The organism is Nostoc parmelioides FACHB-3921, assembly GCF_014696625.1.
GTDB classification, from domain to species: Bacteria; Cyanobacteriota; Cyanobacteriia; order Cyanobacteriales; family Nostocaceae; genus Trichormus; species Trichormus parmelioides.
Map to the genome: position 1 here is coordinate 98721 of NZ_JACJQL010000019.1, position 16479 is coordinate 115199.

Annotated in this window: 11 protein-coding genes; 6 read left to right on the forward strand and 5 right to left on the reverse strand. The window is 44.4% G+C overall.

Annotation, left to right across the window (positions count from 1 at the left end; genetic code table 11):
* The first annotated feature begins 31 nt into the window (after positions 1-31).
* Positions 32-376: a hypothetical protein gene (locus H6G14_RS14950; RefSeq protein ID WP_190568156.1), complete on the forward strand. Its 345-nt coding sequence runs from the start codon at positions 32-34 to the stop codon at positions 374-376.
* A 532-nt stretch (positions 377-908) separates the two neighbouring features.
* A complete protein-coding gene (locus H6G14_RS14955; protein WP_190568157.1) occupies positions 909-1286 on the forward strand; it encodes a hypothetical protein in 378 nt (125 codons plus the stop codon).
* Between the two features lie 178 nt (positions 1287-1464).
* On the opposite strand, the gene H6G14_RS14960 is transcribed toward H6G14_RS14955, so the two are convergent.
* Positions 1465-6510, reverse strand: coding sequence for a HEAT repeat domain-containing protein (locus H6G14_RS14960; protein WP_190568158.1), 5046 nt, complete (start codon positions 6508-6510; stop codon positions 1465-1467).
* A gap of 342 nt (positions 6511-6852) precedes the next feature.
* Here H6G14_RS14960 and H6G14_RS14965 point away from each other — a divergent pair, with 342 nt between their 5' ends.
* Complete coding sequence (locus H6G14_RS14965) at positions 6853-7356, forward strand: hypothetical protein (protein WP_190568159.1); 504 nt, start codon at positions 6853-6855, stop codon at positions 7354-7356.
* A 2-nt stretch (positions 7357-7358) separates the two neighbouring features.
* Here H6G14_RS14965 and rtcA read toward each other — a convergent pair whose 3' ends face one another.
* Complete coding sequence (gene rtcA, locus H6G14_RS14970; RefSeq protein ID WP_190568160.1) at positions 7359-8405, reverse strand: RNA 3'-terminal phosphate cyclase; 1047 nt, start codon at positions 8403-8405, stop codon at positions 7359-7361.
* Between the two features lie 164 nt (positions 8406-8569).
* Positions 8570-10042 carry a phosphoglucosamine mutase gene (gene glmM, locus H6G14_RS14975; RefSeq protein WP_190568161.1) on the reverse strand — a complete coding sequence of 491 codons (1473 nt, stop codon included), beginning with the start codon at positions 10040-10042 and terminating at the stop codon, positions 8570-8572.
* Positions 10043-10655: 613 nt separating this feature from the next.
* Here glmM and H6G14_RS14980 point away from each other — a divergent pair.
* Positions 10656-11372 carry a biliverdin-producing heme oxygenase gene (locus tag H6G14_RS14980; RefSeq protein ID WP_190568162.1) on the forward strand — a complete coding sequence of 239 codons (717 nt, stop codon included), beginning with the start codon at positions 10656-10658 and terminating at the stop codon, positions 11370-11372.
* A gap of 228 nt (positions 11373-11600) precedes the next feature.
* On the opposite strand, the gene groL is transcribed toward H6G14_RS14980, so the two are convergent.
* Positions 11601-13274, reverse strand: coding sequence for a chaperonin GroEL (groL, locus tag H6G14_RS14985; RefSeq protein WP_190568163.1), 1674 nt, complete (start codon positions 13272-13274; stop codon positions 11601-11603).
* Between the two features lie 159 nt (positions 13275-13433).
* Between groL and H6G14_RS14990 the strand changes: the two genes are divergently transcribed.
* A complete protein-coding gene (locus tag H6G14_RS14990) occupies positions 13434-14516 on the forward strand; it encodes an MraY family glycosyltransferase (protein ID WP_190568164.1) in 1083 nt (360 codons plus the stop codon).
* A 194-nt stretch (positions 14517-14710) separates the two neighbouring features.
* Here the strand turns inward: H6G14_RS14990 and fabG are convergent, their stop codons facing one another.
* Complete coding sequence (gene fabG, locus H6G14_RS14995; RefSeq protein WP_190568165.1) at positions 14711-15466, reverse strand: 3-oxoacyl-[acyl-carrier-protein] reductase; 756 nt, start codon at positions 15464-15466, stop codon at positions 14711-14713.
* Positions 15467-15838: 372 nt separating this feature from the next.
* Here fabG and trxA point away from each other — a divergent pair, with 372 nt between their 5' ends.
* The gene (trxA, locus tag H6G14_RS15000) at positions 15839-16156 is read left to right on the forward strand and encodes a thioredoxin (protein WP_010996057.1); all 318 of its coding nucleotides are present in this window, start codon (positions 15839-15841) and stop codon (positions 16154-16156) included.
* Positions 16157-16479: the final 323 nt, after the last annotated feature.

The window sequence follows — 16479 nt, forward strand, 5'->3', positions numbered from 1 at the left end:
TTTTTCACTCTTTGTGTAAGGATTACAGTTCATGAAAGTTCTTAAAAGGTCAATTAAACCAGAAACCTACATATCATTTCTCTACATCTATCAAACTACTTGGGGTACTGCTGGTGATATTTGTTTAATCCGCGAATCTGTGGCTAATTCTGGTATGTCAAAATTTATCGGTCGGAAAGTCCAGCTAGCGCTACCCAAAGGCTTAGAGCGCGATCGCGTGGCGAATTTTCCAGTCATCAAAGTTGCAGGTAACGTCGGCGATGGACACCCCAAAGAACACCCCCATGAATGGGAACTTTATGAAGGCGTAGATCGAGAAATAGCGATCGCAGCTCTCAAGCCTTGGGGTTTCAAGTTAATTGAGTCTACCGATTAAAGGCGATCGCTACAACGGAGTTACACTTGTTTCTCTTCCAAGTGAATGAGTAGGGGCGGGTTCACAGATATGCTCGAATCATTCACGAATATTTTGCTCAACCCGCCCCTACAGCCTCTGAACTGAGATTGCAATAATTGGTGAGAAATCCGCGTAAAGACTCGCCGACAAGTCTTTTAACTCCGTTAATCAGTCTTTGATACTCATGAGCGAGTCTCTAATATTCGCGGACGAGTCTTGAATACTCGCGGACGAGTCTTGAATACTCGTGAATGAGTCTTTGATACTCGCGGACGAGTCTTAAATACTCGCGGACGAGTCTTAAATACTCGTGAATGAGTCTTGAATACTCGCGGACGAGTCTTGAATACTCGCGGACGAGTCTTTGATACTCGCGGACGAGTCTTTGATACTCGCGGACGAGTCTTTGATACTCGCGTTATGCTAATTAGGGTATGAAATTTTCACTGATATAAGTGAAATTATTGTAGATAGTAAAAAAACCTAACTCAGTTCCATATTTTAGTGTGATATGACCGCGAACTCTAACATAAAATTTACAATTACCTTCAATGACCCTGACTTGGATGCAGAAGAAAAAGACGAGCAGGCTCAACGACTGATTGCCGAACTTAAGCAAATTGACGAAGTAGATACAGTAGGTCGTGTTCTTGATCCCAACCCACCAGCAGGTAACAAAACATTAGGTGGCTTTTTAGTTGGTTTATTAATGGCTGAGGTGAATGTAGCCAATGCGAAAAAGTTGATGGGATTTCTGGGCGATCGCCTCGGCGGGAAACCTATTGAACTAGAAGTGGAAGCTAACGGCAAAAAACTATCTGTGAAAGCTCACAGCCGAGAAGAACTGGAAGCTGCTATTAAAGCAGCTCAAGATTTTATAGCAGTATAAGTCAATACAGTTCAGTGAGCGTTAAAAAACTGATTTGGTGTAGTAGCGTGTCTAGTCTTAAATAGTGCATAAAAGCAGTTTTTGTGGTGTAGGCATCTTGCCTGCACGGGACGGGCTAGAGAGCTTATCCCACAAGAGAGTTTTAATACAACTTTTAAGGCTTGCCACGCCACTAAGTTTAATCCATCATTACTTCGTAGTAGGATAATGGATTCTGCCCTGCACCCATTAGCCAGCGTGCATCGGGTTTCCATGCGCCGTTGAGTTCTTCGCGGCGGCGGGTGTAGACGGTTAGTTGATTGTCTGCAAACTTCAGCAGGTTGTATTGCCAGGGATAACCGGGGTTAAGTTCGCGGGTGGGTGCGCCGAAAGTACCTGCACAGATGCGGTCAAGTTTTCGACCGTTAGCACTCATATCATAACGGTAGAGGCTAGTTTCGGCTTTGTGGACGTGTCCGTGGAGGAAGAAGCGGAAACCTGCGACGGCTAACTGTTCCATAAAGCTTTGGTCTTTGATGCGGTCTTCCCAGGCGCTATCTAGGGGATGATGCCAGACGGCAATTTTGATGCAGTTTTGATATTGTGGATTGTCAAGTATTTTTTCGAGGGCGTTGCTGAGTGCATTTATGTTAATGCTGGCACGGGATTTGTAATGATGATCCAATTGCCAAGCGGAGTTTAACCCTAGAATGAGTAGGTTTTGGTTGGGGAAATGGTCTAAGGTGTATTGTTGGTCATAGTCGAGGGGATAGGGTTTGTTTTTGATGGTTTGGTAGAAGTTGCTGAAGTGTTCAAAGCGTTGTTTGTATTTTTCTTCGTCTCGCACGCGAATGACACTAGCACTTTCTTCTATATATTCACCTTGTTTTAGTTCTCCTTTATGGTCTTCACGGTCGATTAATTGGTAAGCTTTTTTTGCTAGTGGCCAATTAAGGTCATGATTACCAGGAACAATGATAATTTGCTCAGTTTGTAGGGAAAATCTTTTGCTGAGTTTGTCAAGAAATTGTTTGGCTGCTGCGTATTCGTCGGGGGTTGATTTGTTGGCGATGTCGCCGGAGAGAATGAGGGCATCAAGGTGAGGAATCTGGAGTTCTTGTTTCAAGTCCATCGCTAGTTGGTTAGACCACTTGTTGGCTTCGTCAGGTGTGCCGAAGTGGAGGTCTGAAAGGTGGAGGATGTACATTAGGGATGTTTTACTTGGCTGGGATGGGGGAAGATATAGTTGTGGTTTCTGTTCTGTGAGACATCTATAGTATTGACAGTTTTCTTGTATTGCTTCCAGTGCTTCTAGTGCAGAATACAAAGTAGTCCCATTATTTGCTGACACAAACTCTTCATTTTCTAACCGATTCATGAGCATAGGAATAGCCTGCTCTGATTTGATTTCTCCCAGGGCAGATGCCGCACGAGAACGCACAGAGGAGTCTTCATGTTCTAGTAATTTAATTAGCCCTGGAATAGCCTGCTCTGATTTGATTTTTCCCAGGGCAGATGCCGCACAAGAACGCACAGAGGAGTCTTTATCTTCTAGTAATTTAATTAGCCCTGGAATAGCCTGCTCTGATTTGATTTTTCCCAGGGCAGATGCCGCACGAGAACGCACAGAGGAGTCTTCATGTTCTAGTAATTTAATTAGCCCTGGAATAGCCTGCTCTGATTTGATTTCTCCCAGGGCAGATGCCGCACTATCACGCACAGAGGAGTCTTCATGTTCTAGTAATTTAATTAGCCCTGGAATAGCCTGCTCTGATTTGATTTTTCCCAGGGCAGATGCCGCACAAGAACGCACAGAGGAGTCTTTATCTTCTAGTAATTTAATTAGCCCTGGAATAGCCTGCTCTGATTTGATTTTTCCCAGGGCAGATGCCGCACTATAACGCACATCAGAGTCTTTATCTTCTAGTAATTTAATTAGCCCTGGAATAGCCTGCTCTGATTTGATTGCTCCCAGGGCAGATGCCGCACTATAACGCACAGAGGAGTCTTTATCTTCTAGTAATTTAATTAGCCCTGGAATAGCCTGCTCTGATTTGATTTTTCCCAGGGCAGATGCCGCACTATAACGCACATCAGAGTCTTTATCTTCTAGTAATTTAATTAGCCCTGGAATAGCCTGCTCTGATTTGATTGCTCCCAGGGCAGATGCCGCACAAGAACGCACAGAGGAGTCTTTATCTTCTAGTAATTTAATTAGCCCTGGAATAGCCTGCTCTGATTTGATTGCTCCCAGGGCATATGCCACACGATAACGCACAGAGGAGTCTTCATCTTCTAGTAATTTAATTAGCCCTGGAATAGCCTGCTCTGATTTGATTTCTCCCAGGGCAGATGCCGCACTATAACGCACATCAAAGTCTTTATTTTCTAGTAATTTAATTAGCCCTGGAATAGCCTGCTCTGATTTGATTTCTCCCAGGGCAGATGCCGCACTATCACGCACATCAAAGTCTTTATCTTCTAGTAATTTAATTAGCACTGGAATAGCCTGCTCTGATTTGATTTGTCCCAGGGCAGATGCCGCACGAGAACGCACAGAGGAGTCTTCATGTTCTAGTAATTTAATTAGCCCTGGAATAGCCTGCTCTGATTTGATTTCTCCCAGGGCAGATGCCGCACTATCACGCACAGAGGAGTCTTCATGTTCTAGTAATTTAATTAGCCCTGGAATAGCCTGCTCTGATTTGATTTTTCCCAGGGCAGATGCCGCACGAGAACGCACATCAAAGTCTTTATCTTCTAGTAATTTAATTAGCCCTGGAATAGCCTGCTCTGATTTGATTTCTCCCAGGGCAGATGCCGCACTATAACGCACATCAGAGTCTTTATCTTCTAGTAATTTAATTAGCCCTGGAATAGCCTGCTCTGATTTGATTTCTCCCAGGGCAGATGCCGCACGATAACGCACAGAGGAGTCTTCATGTTCTAGTAATTTAATTAGCCCTGGAATAGCCTGCTCTGATTTGATTTCTCCCAGGGCAGATGCCGCACGATAACGCACAGAGGAGTCTTTATATTCTAGTAATTTAATTAGCCCTGGAATAGCCTGCTCTGATTTGATTTCTCCCAGGGCAGATGCCGCACTATAACGCACAGAGGAGTCTTCATGTTCTAGTAATTTAATTAGCCCTGGAATAGCCTGCTCTGATTTGATTTCTCCCAGGGCAGATGCCGCACGATAACGCACATCAGAGTCTTTATCTTCTAGTAACTTAATTAGCCCTGGAATAGCCTGCTCTGATTTGATTTCTCCCAGGGCAGATGCCGCACTATAACGCACATCAGAGTCTTCATGTTCTAGTAATTTAATTAGCCCTGGAATAGCCTGCTCTGATTTGATTTCTCCCAGGGCAGATGCCGCACTATAACGCACATCAAAGTCTTTATCTTCTAGTAATTTAATTAGCCCTGGAATAGCCTGCTCTGATTTGATTGCTCCCAGGGCAGATGCCGCACTGTAACGCACATCAAAGTCTTTATCTTCTAGTAATTTAATTAGCCCTGGAATAGCCTGCTCTGATTTGATTTCTCCCAGGGCAGATGCCGCACTATAACGCACATCAGAGTCTTTATCTTCTAGTAATTTAATTAGCCCTGGAATAGCCTGCTCTGATTTGATTTCTCCCAGGGCAGATACCGCACTATCACGCACATCAGAGTCTTCATGTTCTAGTAACGGATTGAGATAAGGAATTGCTGTGTCAGATTTAGTTAAACCTAAAAGGCGGATTTTAAATAGCTGAGGAATTTCTAACTCAGCCACTGAATCAACTGTCTGTTGCTGCAATTCTGGCTTGACTGAACCTGCTAACTTTGCGCCTAACTGGTAATCTACCTTTAAGGCTAAGTTCACCACTCTTACAGCCTGCGCTTCATCGTCCACCAATTCCAGCATCAATTTTAGGGGTTCAGTCCATTTTAAATAATTTAAATACTCACGCTGAAGAGAGTCATCACTGAGGTTTGGTAACTGCTTGAGCAAACATTCGGCGGTGTAATATTCCTGAATTAGTTGGTGGCGAAATTCAATTTGATCATTTGCGCCAAGTTGAATTAAGTGATGGTTGAGTAAGTCTTGCAGCCAGTTTAAAGCTCTGTCGCGTGGTTTATCAAATTTCTCAGCTTGCAAAAACTGGGTTAAAACTTCCTCTGCTTCTGACTTGGGTATGGCAACATTTAATTCTGTCAGCTTATCCCCTTTCGTCATATAGAATGCGAGATGTTCTAATAATCGACTCCACCACCGCCGGGACTCATCTGTAACGGGGCTATCTTGGCGATATTTACGTTCATAGCTTTGGGTAAACTGGCGAAACACTAAACCCAAGTTTGGCGGGATGTCTCCTGTGGACTGAAACAATGAACACAGCATCAACAGCAGCAACGGTGTTTCCCCAAACTCCCGCAACCTGTCGCCTAAGTTCTGCAACATCTGCTCACCCTGTTGTGGCAAATAGGCGCGGACAAATTCCTGCATCTGTTCTGCTGTCAGGGGTTGCATTTCCAGCTTCTTGGTAATGCCCAAATCACCCCCCACGCCTAAATCCCGCGTGGTGAATATCATAGGCGTGGTTTTTTGGTAGTCTTGCCGGAATTTATATAAATCTTGTCGCGCTTTCTCTGAGGGTAGTTCGTTGATCCCATCTACCAGCAGCAAAATTTGCTCCTGACACAGCAGTTGTTCTATGGTTGCAGTGTCTAGTAGTAGGCGATGGCGTTTCAAGAAATCCCGAATCAAGTCTAGGACTGAGGTTTGGTAATAGCGCAACTCTACTAGGATGGGGATTTGACCTAACCCCCCGACCCCCTTCCCTACGAGGGAAGGGGGAGAATTAACTCCTGTGTCCACTTTGGGGAGGGAAGGGGGAGAAATTGCTCCCCTCTCCGCTTCGGGGAGGGGTTGGGGGAGGGGTTTCTCCGCTCCCTCCAGCAATAACCGCGCCAATGCTGTGGATTTCCCAGAACCTGGCCGCCCTATTAGCAAAACGTGTTCTTGAGCATACTTCCGCAACCCTGCTAGCACGTCTAAACGCTCAACTTGCTCCTGGCCGGCGCTCCTTTCTTCCTTGGCAGATTGTACCGGCTGCACTATAAAATCAAACGGTAGGGGCGATCGCTTCTGCTCAATTCGCTGCTGTCCTACTACATCCGTCAGCGTGTAAACATTCCACCATTGGGCATAATCTTTGCAGAGTGATTGTAGGTAGTCATGCCAGTTAATCATGGTGTGCCGGATAGTGAAATGCTGATTTTGGGGAAAGAGAAAGGGATAGAGAGAAAGATTAAATGTTGCTTACCTAATTTCTAGTGAGTGTGTTTTATAGACATGGTTTAATTTACTGACTTAAATTGTAACTTTATTGTTCAGTTTATAATTCTCGTTCACGAGTATCAGCATCTCGTTCACGAGTATTTTTATCTCGTGGGCGAGTATTTTTGTCTCGTGAGCAAGATTTTGGTGTGAAATTGAGAGGTTCAGATCCCCGACTTCTCTGAGAAGTCGGGGATCTTTGTTCACAAATTACAAATTATGCTAACTTCATCTCAGTGAACTCTGCTAACAACAATGTCTTACCCATTACCAACTGAAACCCAGTCTCAACCCCTCAGTGATTTTGAATTAAACTTGCTCAAGGAGGAATACTTTTTTCTGCAAAACACTATCGAAGACTATAACAAGCAGATTTGGGTAATTAAAGCACTGGGAATTACTGGGACTGGTGGTGTTTTAACATTGATGTTACAGCAAAGACCCAATGCTACAGCGATCGCTCTCATTGGTTGCACGATTCCCCTATTTTTCTGGATTCTCGAAAGTCAATGGAAACACTTTCAGCGCGGTTTCTATCCCCGCGTTAAGGAAATTGAGTATATTCTCACTAATACATATAGTTTCAAAACCCCTGGGATCTACAGTAGTTGGTCGCTTACCCACAAGCGCACCAATAACCCCAAGCGTCAAGGCTATCTCTGGGATGGTCTTTTAAATCGCAGTGTCTTTATCAGCTACGTTTTAGAAATAGCTTTTTTGTTGTTTATGGCAGCGATCGCTCCTATTATTTGGAAGTAGGACTAAACTTTACTAGAGGCGATCGCCACTACCTTTTCTGCTTGATTAACGGTAATCTTTCCTAAGCCAAACTTTTCAATCACTGCGGCATTAGTTGTTAAGTGTGTACTCACCTCAGCCACTTTATACTGACTGGACTCGGAAGCTAGAACCGCAGGTAATAATAATTGATCTGCTAAATGTTCATCCACTGGTGCGCCAGTTTCGTGAAACTGTAATAGTTGTCCGCAAGCTATCTCTGCTACTTTCTCAGAAGACAAACGCAAACGTCCAAAGCCACCAAAACCCGTCAAACTATGACAATACTCAGCCGTTAAAAAAATCCCCGCCCCTGGTGCAACACCTTTTTCACGTAACGCCTGCATAGATACCCGCAAACCTGCTGTGCGTAACAAATTCTCAGCCCGATTTGCCATGCGCTGGGGTATATGTGCAGGTAATTCTGTCGCCACAGCTAGTCCTTGTACCCGCTTTAATTCTCCCCTTTCCAGCAAGTTAAGACCGCAGAGTTGACAGCCTCCCTTCACCTGTAAATTGACTTCTCCCCCACCCCTGGGATACCATCCCCAAGCACCTAACTTAACTTGTGCCTTGATTCCCATACGACATAACATTGGCAGATATACTCGCTCAATGTAGGTAACTGTGGGGCTGAAAATGACATGAGTTCCACCCCGTAAGGTGATATGAGAATCACCATCAGCTAAAGCTAAAGGTAAGAGAATTGTCTGTAAAACTAGAGTAATCGCCCCAGCCGAACCACCTTGCTGTACTTCGCTGACATCAAAAATATAGTTTCCTGCTTTTACCCCACCACCAGGGATAAATTCCAGCATCGTGGAACCTAAAGCATCACCCTGTAATTCCCCATGACAAATTCTCGCCGCCGCACGCACTGCTGTTAAGTGCTGTGCTGCTAATCCTGGCTTCCTGCGTCCGGCGCGAATGCCGGCGATACGTATGGGTTCACCAGTGATGGCTGCTAAACTCAGGGAAGTGCGGAGGACTTGCCCGCCTCCCTCGCCGTAGGAACCGTCAATGTCAATCATCTCAGTAGTTTGGGCAATGAATCAATTCAAAATTTTTGGGGACTGGGGACTGGGGACTGGGGATTGGGGACTGGGGATTGGGGACTTCTCCCCCTGCCTCCCCTGCCTCCCCTGCTCCCTGCCCCCTGCCCCTCTGCCTCAAGGATGGCAAGTGTAAAACTCAGTTATGGGGCTAGGTGTTGTTGTACTTGGGCTACTAGTTCATTTGTCCAATAGTTAGCTAGTTCGGCATTGGCGGCTTCTACCATGACTCTGATGACGGGTTCCGTACCGGATGCCCTAACTAAAATTCTACCAGTATCACCCATTGCTTTCTCGGCAAGAGCGATCGCTTGTTGGACTGGTGTGCAGTTTTGCCAACTCAGGCGGCGATCGCGGTCTACTACTCGCACGTTCCGCAATAATTGGGGATAGGTCTGGAAGCTTTGGTCTATCAATTCGGCTAAGGAAACGCCAGATTGTTTGACCAAACTTGCCAAGTGTAAGGCTGTTAACAAGCCATCCCCAGTCATTCCATAATGGCTACATAGGATGTGTCCTGATTGTTCACCTCCCAACATTGCCCCAGTTTTGATCATTTCTGCTTGCACATATTGATCACCAACGGCGGTGCGAATTAATTTACCACCTTGTTGCTGCCAAGCTTTCTCAAAGCCCAGATTAGCCATGACTGTGGAAACAATCAAGTTGTGTGGGAGTTGGTTTTGTTGTTTGAGGTGCAATCCCCACAGGTACAGGATATAGTCGCCATTTACAGGACGACCGGTGGGATCTACAGCCAAAACGCGATCGGCATCGCCATCAAAGGCAAAACCTAAGTCGGCGTTATGTTCTTGAACAGCCGCTTGCAACATTTCTAGGTGGGTGGAACCGCAGTTAACGTTGATGCGATCGCCATCTGCGGCATTATGCAGGGAAATAACTTCTGCCCCCATCTCTGCAAATACCGACGGTGCTAATCCCACGGCTGCACCCCAAGCTAAATCCAGCACAACCTTCATTCCCTGAAGATTCACTTTATTTTGCCAGGGTTGTTTTAAGGCTTCGCCATATTGCTTCACCAATTCCCCACGGGAGTAATGCCGTCCACAATTACCTGCATTACCGGTAATTGGCAGATTTCCCCGCAGACCTTTTTCAATTTCTGCCTGCATAGCCTGGGATAACTTCCCACCATTAGCACCAAAAATTTTAATCCCGTTATCTTCGGGAGGGTTATGACTAGCAGAAATCATCACCCCGCCAATGGCTTCACTCACACTAGTTAAATAAGCCACGCAAGGAGTAGGACATAACCCTAAATACCAAACTTCTAACCCGGCTGCGGTTAACCCTGCACTCAAAGCCATCGCCAACATATCGCTAGAGTTGCGGGAATCCTGTCCTAAGATTACTGGTCTTAATTGACCAGAGTGACTACGTAAAACTACCCCTGTCCAAAAACCAATTTGCAACGCTAAAGGCGCACTCAGTAATTCCCCTACCTTGCCACGAATACCATCTGTACCAAACAAAGGTGTTGCTGGTAGGGATATTAAGCTGGGTGCAAAGTTATTCTCAACGACTGTTTCTAATCCATCAGAAGTAGCTGCACCATCTATTAAGTAGTTCTGAATCCGAGTTATAGATGAAACCATAATTTTAAACACCCCTCACATCACACTAAGAATTATTACTTTAACGTCAGTTCAACTGATTTTGACTATTGAGTGCTGAGTAAACAACTCAGTTCCCAATTCTCAGTTTCTATCGAACTCACGTAAATTTACACTCTATTCAATAACTAAGAGTCAAGACTTTTTGATTTGCTTTTATGATAGTTATTTTTCTCTGAAAAACAAATTTACTTTTCCCGTTTTGTTTACGTGAAATTACTTAAAAAGAATGATGGCATTGTCAATATTTTATGAAGATTTTCTTTACTGAGTTTTAATGCTCTTCAGTTTAACTCCTGACTTCAATAGTCGCCAGTATCACTTGGCAACTTTACAGAAGTCTCATAAATTCCACGGTTTCCCTCAGCGATCGCATCTCCCTGAATGTGGATCTCCCCGCAAAATTTTTCTTGGTATTGGCATTTTTACTGGCTTGGCTTGGTGGTTACTTAACAAAAATACAAATTTTAGATGCTTAAAAAATATTAATATAAATTCTCATCAAATAGTTCTAATGTTACGTTTTAGTGGCATTTTTTAGCCGTCCGTAATTTAAAACTCTGGCAGTTGACCTTTTAAGGTTGAGAAATTTAGTATGAGCAGCAATTTAGCAAACAAACTACGTGTAGGTACGAAAAAAGCCCACACAATGGCAGAAAATGTAGGTTTTGTCAAATGCTTCTTAAAAGGAGTGGTAGAAAAAAACTCTTATCGGAAGCTAGTAGCTAACTTCTACTACATCTACTCGGCAATGGAAGAGGAGATGGAAAAGCATAGCCAGCACCCAATTGTTTCTAAAATAAACTTTTCCCAACTGAATCGTAAGCACACTCTAGAGCAAGACCTGAGTTACTATTACGGCGCTAACTGGCGGGAACAAATCCAACTGTCGTCAGCAGGTGAAGCTTACGTACAACGCATTCGGGAAATCTCTGCAACCGAACCAGAATTGTTGATTGCCCACTCTTACACCCGTTATCTAGGTGATTTATCCGGTGGACAAATTCTCAAAAACATTGCTGTAACAGCGATGAATTTGAATGACGGGCAAGGAACCGCCTTTTATGAGTTCGCAGATATTAGTGATGAGAAAGCTTTTAAAGCTAAATATCGTCAAACTTTAGATGAGTTGGCAATTGATGAAGCAACAGCCGATCGCATTGTTGATGAAGCTAACGCCGCTTTTGGTATGAACATGAAAATGTTCCAAGAACTAGAAGGGAACTTAATCAAGGCAATTGGTATGATGCTTTACAACACCTTGACTCGCAAGCGCACACGCGGCGCTACCGAACTAGCTACTGCTGAGTAATACCAATGCAAAATTCAAGATTTCTGAATTTTGATAAATTAGTGTAAATTTTCGTAACTTAAAGGGGCAGCTTCCCTGGGTTTACCTGCAAAGAAGCAGGCGATCGCAGTGAAGTTGCCCCTAATGTTTGGCTATTGGGGATTGGGTACTGGGGATTGGGGATTGGGTACTAGGCGAAAATCTTGCAGTCACTTCTTCCCCTGCTCCCCCTGCCTCCCCTGCCTCTTCTTAGAACATACCCATACCACCCATACCACCCATACCACCCATGCCGCCCATACCGCCCATGCCGCCCATACCGGCATCAGCAGGAGCAGCAGCTTTTTTCTCTGGTTTTTCCACAACGATCGCTTCGGTGGTTAAAACTAGACCGGCAATGGAAGCGGCGTTTTGCAATGCTGAGCGCACAACTTTTGCGGGGTCGATAATACCAGCCGCAATCAGGTCTTCAAATTCTCCTGTAGCAGCGTTGTAACCGATGTTGAAATCGCTGTCTTTGACTCTGGAGACGATGACAGAACCTTCTGCACCAGCGTTATCAGCAATCTGACGTAAAGGAGCTTCTAAAGCTCGTTTAACGATGTCAGCACCGATTTTTTCTTCTTCGTCAAAGTTTTTCTTAATCTCGTCTACCTTACTCGCCAAGTAAATCAGAGTTTTGCCGCCACCAGGAACGATACCTTCAGCAACAGCAGCTTTGGTGGCGTTGAGTGCGTCTTCGATTCTGAGTTTGCGGTCTTTGAGTTCGGTTTCCGTTGCTGCACCGACTTTGATCACTGCAATACCACCAGCTAACTTGGCAATGCGTTCTTGCAATTTCTCGCTATCGTACTCAGAATCAGTCTCTTCCAATTGTCTACGAATTTGAGCAATCCGCTTTTGAATTTCTGGCTTGGTGGTGTTACCAGCAACAATTGTGGTGTTGTCTTTTTCAATTGTGATTTTCTGCGCCGTACCCAAAGCTTCTAGAGAAGCGGTATCTAAGCTTAAGCCAATTTCTTCCGAAATTAGTTGACCGTCTGTGAGGATGGCGATGTCCTGCAACAATGCTTTGCGACGTTCGCCAAATCCTGGGGCTTTAATTGCCGCTACAGAAAGTACACCCCGTGCTTTGTTCACAACTAGAGTAGCCAGGGCATCTCCTTCTACATCTTCAGCAATGATCAATAAGGGTTGACCCAAACGAGCTACTTTTTCTAAAACGGGGACTAATTCTTGAATACTGCTGATTTTTTTGTCAGTAATCAGAATCCGCACATTTTCTAACTCCACCGTCTGGCGATCGTTGTTGGTGATGAAGTAGGGGGAAATATAACCTCTGTCAATCTGCATCCCTTCCACTACGTCTAGTTCAGTTGTCAGGGATTTAGATTCTTCTACAGTGATTACACCGTCTTTGGTGACTTTTTCCACTGCTTGGGCAATCATGGCACCAACTTCTTCATCGTTACCAGATGAGACAGTGGCAACTTGAGCGATCGCACTACCTTCTACAGGCTTGGCAACTTTAGCTATTTCTGCTACCAGTGCCTCAGTAGTTTTATCTATGCCCCGTTTTAAGCTCACTGGATTGCTACCAGCCGCCACGTTCTTCAAACCTTCTTTAATTAGGGCTTGTACTAAAACGGTAGCCGTAGTTGTGCCATCACCAGCTACATCCTTGGTTTTAGATGCTACCTCTTGAATTAATCTGGCACCAGTATTTTCTAAAGGATCTTCTAATTCAATTTCTTTAGCGACGGTAATACCATCGTTCACAATTTGGGGTGTGCCATATTTTTTTTCTAAAAGCACGTTGCGACCCTTAGGCCCCAAAGTAATTTTTACAGCATCAGCCAGGGCATTAACACCCCGCTCTAAAGCACGCCGTGATTCTTCATCAAACGAAATAATTTTTGCCATGTTTCCTTTCTCTTGCGCTTCCATTAGACAATTTAGCACTCACAGGCTCAGAGTGCTAAGAACCTGAAAAACTTTAAATCATGTGTGGAAGTAAAAAAAATTGATTAATATACACTTGATGCTCATGTAGGATACTGGCAGTAATGGTTGAATTGGGAGATGAATATCTACAACTCCCTTAGGTCTATAGGCATTGCTGACCCTAGCGGTTCCGGCTGGTTGGCAGTAGTATTCACGTTTATGTTGGCTTGGTTGGTAACGTGGCGTTTAATTCCCACGGTACGTAAATTTGCCTTGCGGGTAGGTTGGGCTGACCAACCAAACGCCCGACGACTCAATCGAGAACCGTTGCCGAATGCAGGGGGTTTAGCCATTTACGCGGGAGTAATTGCCGCATTGGTGTTAGCTAGCCTCTTGCGACCCATTGAGCTACAAAACGTTTTAGCTCAGGTATTGACTATTTTACTAGGGGGTTCGATCCTAGTCTTGATCGGCTTTATTGACGATCAGTTCGGATTACCCCCCTCTGTACGGTTGTGGACGCAAATTATCACAGCTTTATTACTAGTTGCTAATGGCATTGTTGTTGATGTGGATTTCGGCACACCTATCGACTCCGTTCTCTCAATGTTGCTGACTGTGCTGTGGGTTGTAGGTATTACCAATGCCGTCAACTTGATGGATGGGATGGATGGATTGGCAGGGGGCATTAGTTTTATTACTGCCATGAGTTTGTTAGGCGTATCTGCCCAATTCCCTAATAAGGCTGCGGCTACCTTAGTTTTGGCTGCTTTAGGTGGTGGGGCTTTAGGCTTTTTGCGCCATAACTTCCATCCCTCAAAAATCATCATGGGTGATGCTGGGGCGTACTTTTTCGGTTATGTGCTAGCTGCAACCAGTATTTTAGGTAGTCTGCAAAGGAATACTATATTTGCTCTCGGCCCCACCGTTTTATTTTTGCTGTTGCCAGTATTGGACACTACCCAAGTGTTTATCAGACGGCTGCTAGCAGGTAAAAATCCCTTGAGTACCCCCGGCAAAGATCACCTACACCACCGTTTACTCGCTTGGGGGCTTTCCCAACGTTATGCTGCATTTACCTTGTGGTCAATCACTTTGGTGTGCAACTTACTGGCAATGAGAGTCCAAGGGATGAGTGTGATGGTCATAGTTACCACCGCCATTAGTATTATTCTGCTGCTTGGCTTTACAGTCTGGCAAAGAATCCGTCAGCAGTCCTGAGTATTGGGGGTGCAGGGGGCAATCAATTCAAAATTCGTCTTGAAAAGTTGAGCCACTGCGTTGGACGGGTTCCCCGGCTTGTAGCAAGTGGCGTTCCTACGGCGGGAAACCCGCCTACAGAACTTTCCGCAAAATTCAAAATTCAAAATTAAGAAATAATGGCTCCTGATTCCTCACTCAGTACTCAGCACTCATTACGCCATGACCATCCCGCCATCGACATTAAAGACTTGTCCGGTAATATAGGCGGCGGCGGGGTCGGCGGCGAGGAAGCGCACCATCCCGGCAATTTCCTCTGGTTGACCATAACGACCTAGAGGGATGTATTGCAAAATACCCTCAGATTTGAGGTTGCTGGTCATGTCTGTAGCGATGAAACCAGGGGCGACGGCGTTAACGGTAATGCCACGAGAAGCTAATTCTTTAGCAACTGTTTTCGTAAAGCCAATCACACCTGCTTTAGCAGCGCTGTAATTCGCCTGACCGGGATTACCCATTTGTCCAGCCACAGACGTAATGTTGATAATTCTGCCAGAACGTTGCTTCAGCATGAGTTTACTGACGGCACGAGTGCATAAAAATACACCAGTTAAGTTAAGGTCAATAACTGCTTGCCAGTCTTCTGGCTTCATTCTTAATAGCAATGTGTCGCGGGTAATACCTGCGTTATTTACCAAAATATCGATGCGTTTGAACTTATCGATCGCAGCATTGATCAGATTATCTACTTGGTCAACTTGGGAAACATCAGCCTTTAAGGCTACAGCTTCACCACCAGCACCTGTAATTTCTGCTACCACCTCATCGGCAGCAGTGCTAGAACTAGCGTAATTGACCACTACAGTAGCACCATAATTAGCTAATTCTAAGGCGATCGCTCGTCCAATTCCCCGTGAAGCGCCTGTAACAACGGCAACTTGCCCTCGTAAATTTTCACTTAAGATTGCCATAAAATATTCCTCTAGGTTTAAAATTCCCGCGCTAATTATCTTATGGCGATTTGTACCTACATCTCATACCATTTTGGATTTTAGATTTTCGTTGAGGAACTACTTGCTGTGTCTAGTTTCTCCTTATCTATCGTTGGCCTGATCAGAGATTCAAAATTCGCTTATACCCTAATGGTTCTGGCGACAAAATTGCAAATTGCACGAAGGAACTTGACTACAAAATAACCAACTCTCTCAATCCATAATCCCCAGTACATATACCTTAAGAAAGAGATGCTAAATTTAGCAACAATAAAAACAAAATAACGTTACACCATTTCTAGAAAGCAGACATTAATATTAGATTCAATCAATAAAAATGGTGTGTGTCACATGACTGAGAAAAAACAATTCAACAGCTTTGAAGAGATGCTATCTGGTTCTGATTTACCTGTTTTAGTAGACTTTTATGCTGACTGGTGTGGCCCCTGTCAGATGATGGGGACAATTTTACAACAAGTAAACAATCAACTTAAAGACCGCATCCGAATTGTCAAAATTGACACAGAAAAATACACAGAGTTGGCAACTCAGTATCAAATTGCAGCTCTACCAACACTGGTATTGTTCAAACAAGGTAAACCAGTTGATCGGATTGAAGGTGTATTGCAAACGCCCGATTTAGTACGGCGTTTGCAAAGTTTCGTTTAGTAAATATTAAGTTAGAGATGCAAATATTTGCATCTCTACATATTAATTATTATTAGGTAGAGAGGTTGAATGTTCAAATCAATCTAAGCTATCAGGCATTTAATCTGCATATAAACGAGCCATTAGTCTTCTTCATTTTCCCGAATGGCTGTTTCAATTTCTTCTGGGTATACTGTGGCATAAACCCAAGCGTTAGTTAAGTCAGTTGCAGATAAAGTGGGGTCTTGGCAACTTTTGGTGATCTTGGTTGGGACAAGGCAGACGGCAGAGGGCAGAAGGCAGAAGTCGGAAGGGTAGAAGTAATAATCTCAACCCTTGAGTTT

Coding starts and splice junctions, on each gene's coding strand:
- H6G14_RS14950 (WP_190568156.1), top strand. CDS start 32: ATGAAAGTTCTTAAAAGGTCAATTAAACCAGAAACCTACATATCATTT.
- H6G14_RS14955 (WP_190568157.1), top strand. CDS start 909: ATGACCGCGAACTCTAACATAAAATTTACAATTACCTTCAATGACCCT.
- H6G14_RS14960 (WP_190568158.1), bottom strand. CDS start 6,510: ATGATTAACTGGCATGACTACCTACAATCACTCTGCAAAGATTATGCC.
- H6G14_RS14965 (WP_190568159.1), top strand. CDS start 6,853: ATGTCTTACCCATTACCAACTGAAACCCAGTCTCAACCCCTCAGTGAT.
- rtcA (WP_190568160.1), bottom strand. CDS start 8,405: ATGATTGACATTGACGGTTCCTACGGCGAGGGAGGCGGGCAAGTCCTC.
- glmM (WP_190568161.1), bottom strand. CDS start 10,042: ATGGTTTCATCTATAACTCGGATTCAGAACTACTTAATAGATGGTGCA.
- H6G14_RS14980 (WP_190568162.1), top strand. CDS start 10,656: ATGAGCAGCAATTTAGCAAACAAACTACGTGTAGGTACGAAAAAAGCC.
- groL (WP_190568163.1), bottom strand. CDS start 13,274: ATGGCAAAAATTATTTCGTTTGATGAAGAATCACGGCGTGCTTTAGAG.
- H6G14_RS14990 (WP_190568164.1), top strand. CDS start 13,434: ATGAATATCTACAACTCCCTTAGGTCTATAGGCATTGCTGACCCTAGC.
- fabG (WP_190568165.1), bottom strand. CDS start 15,466: ATGGCAATCTTAAGTGAAAATTTACGAGGGCAAGTTGCCGTTGTTACA.
- trxA (WP_010996057.1), top strand. CDS start 15,839: ATGACTGAGAAAAAACAATTCAACAGCTTTGAAGAGATGCTATCTGGT.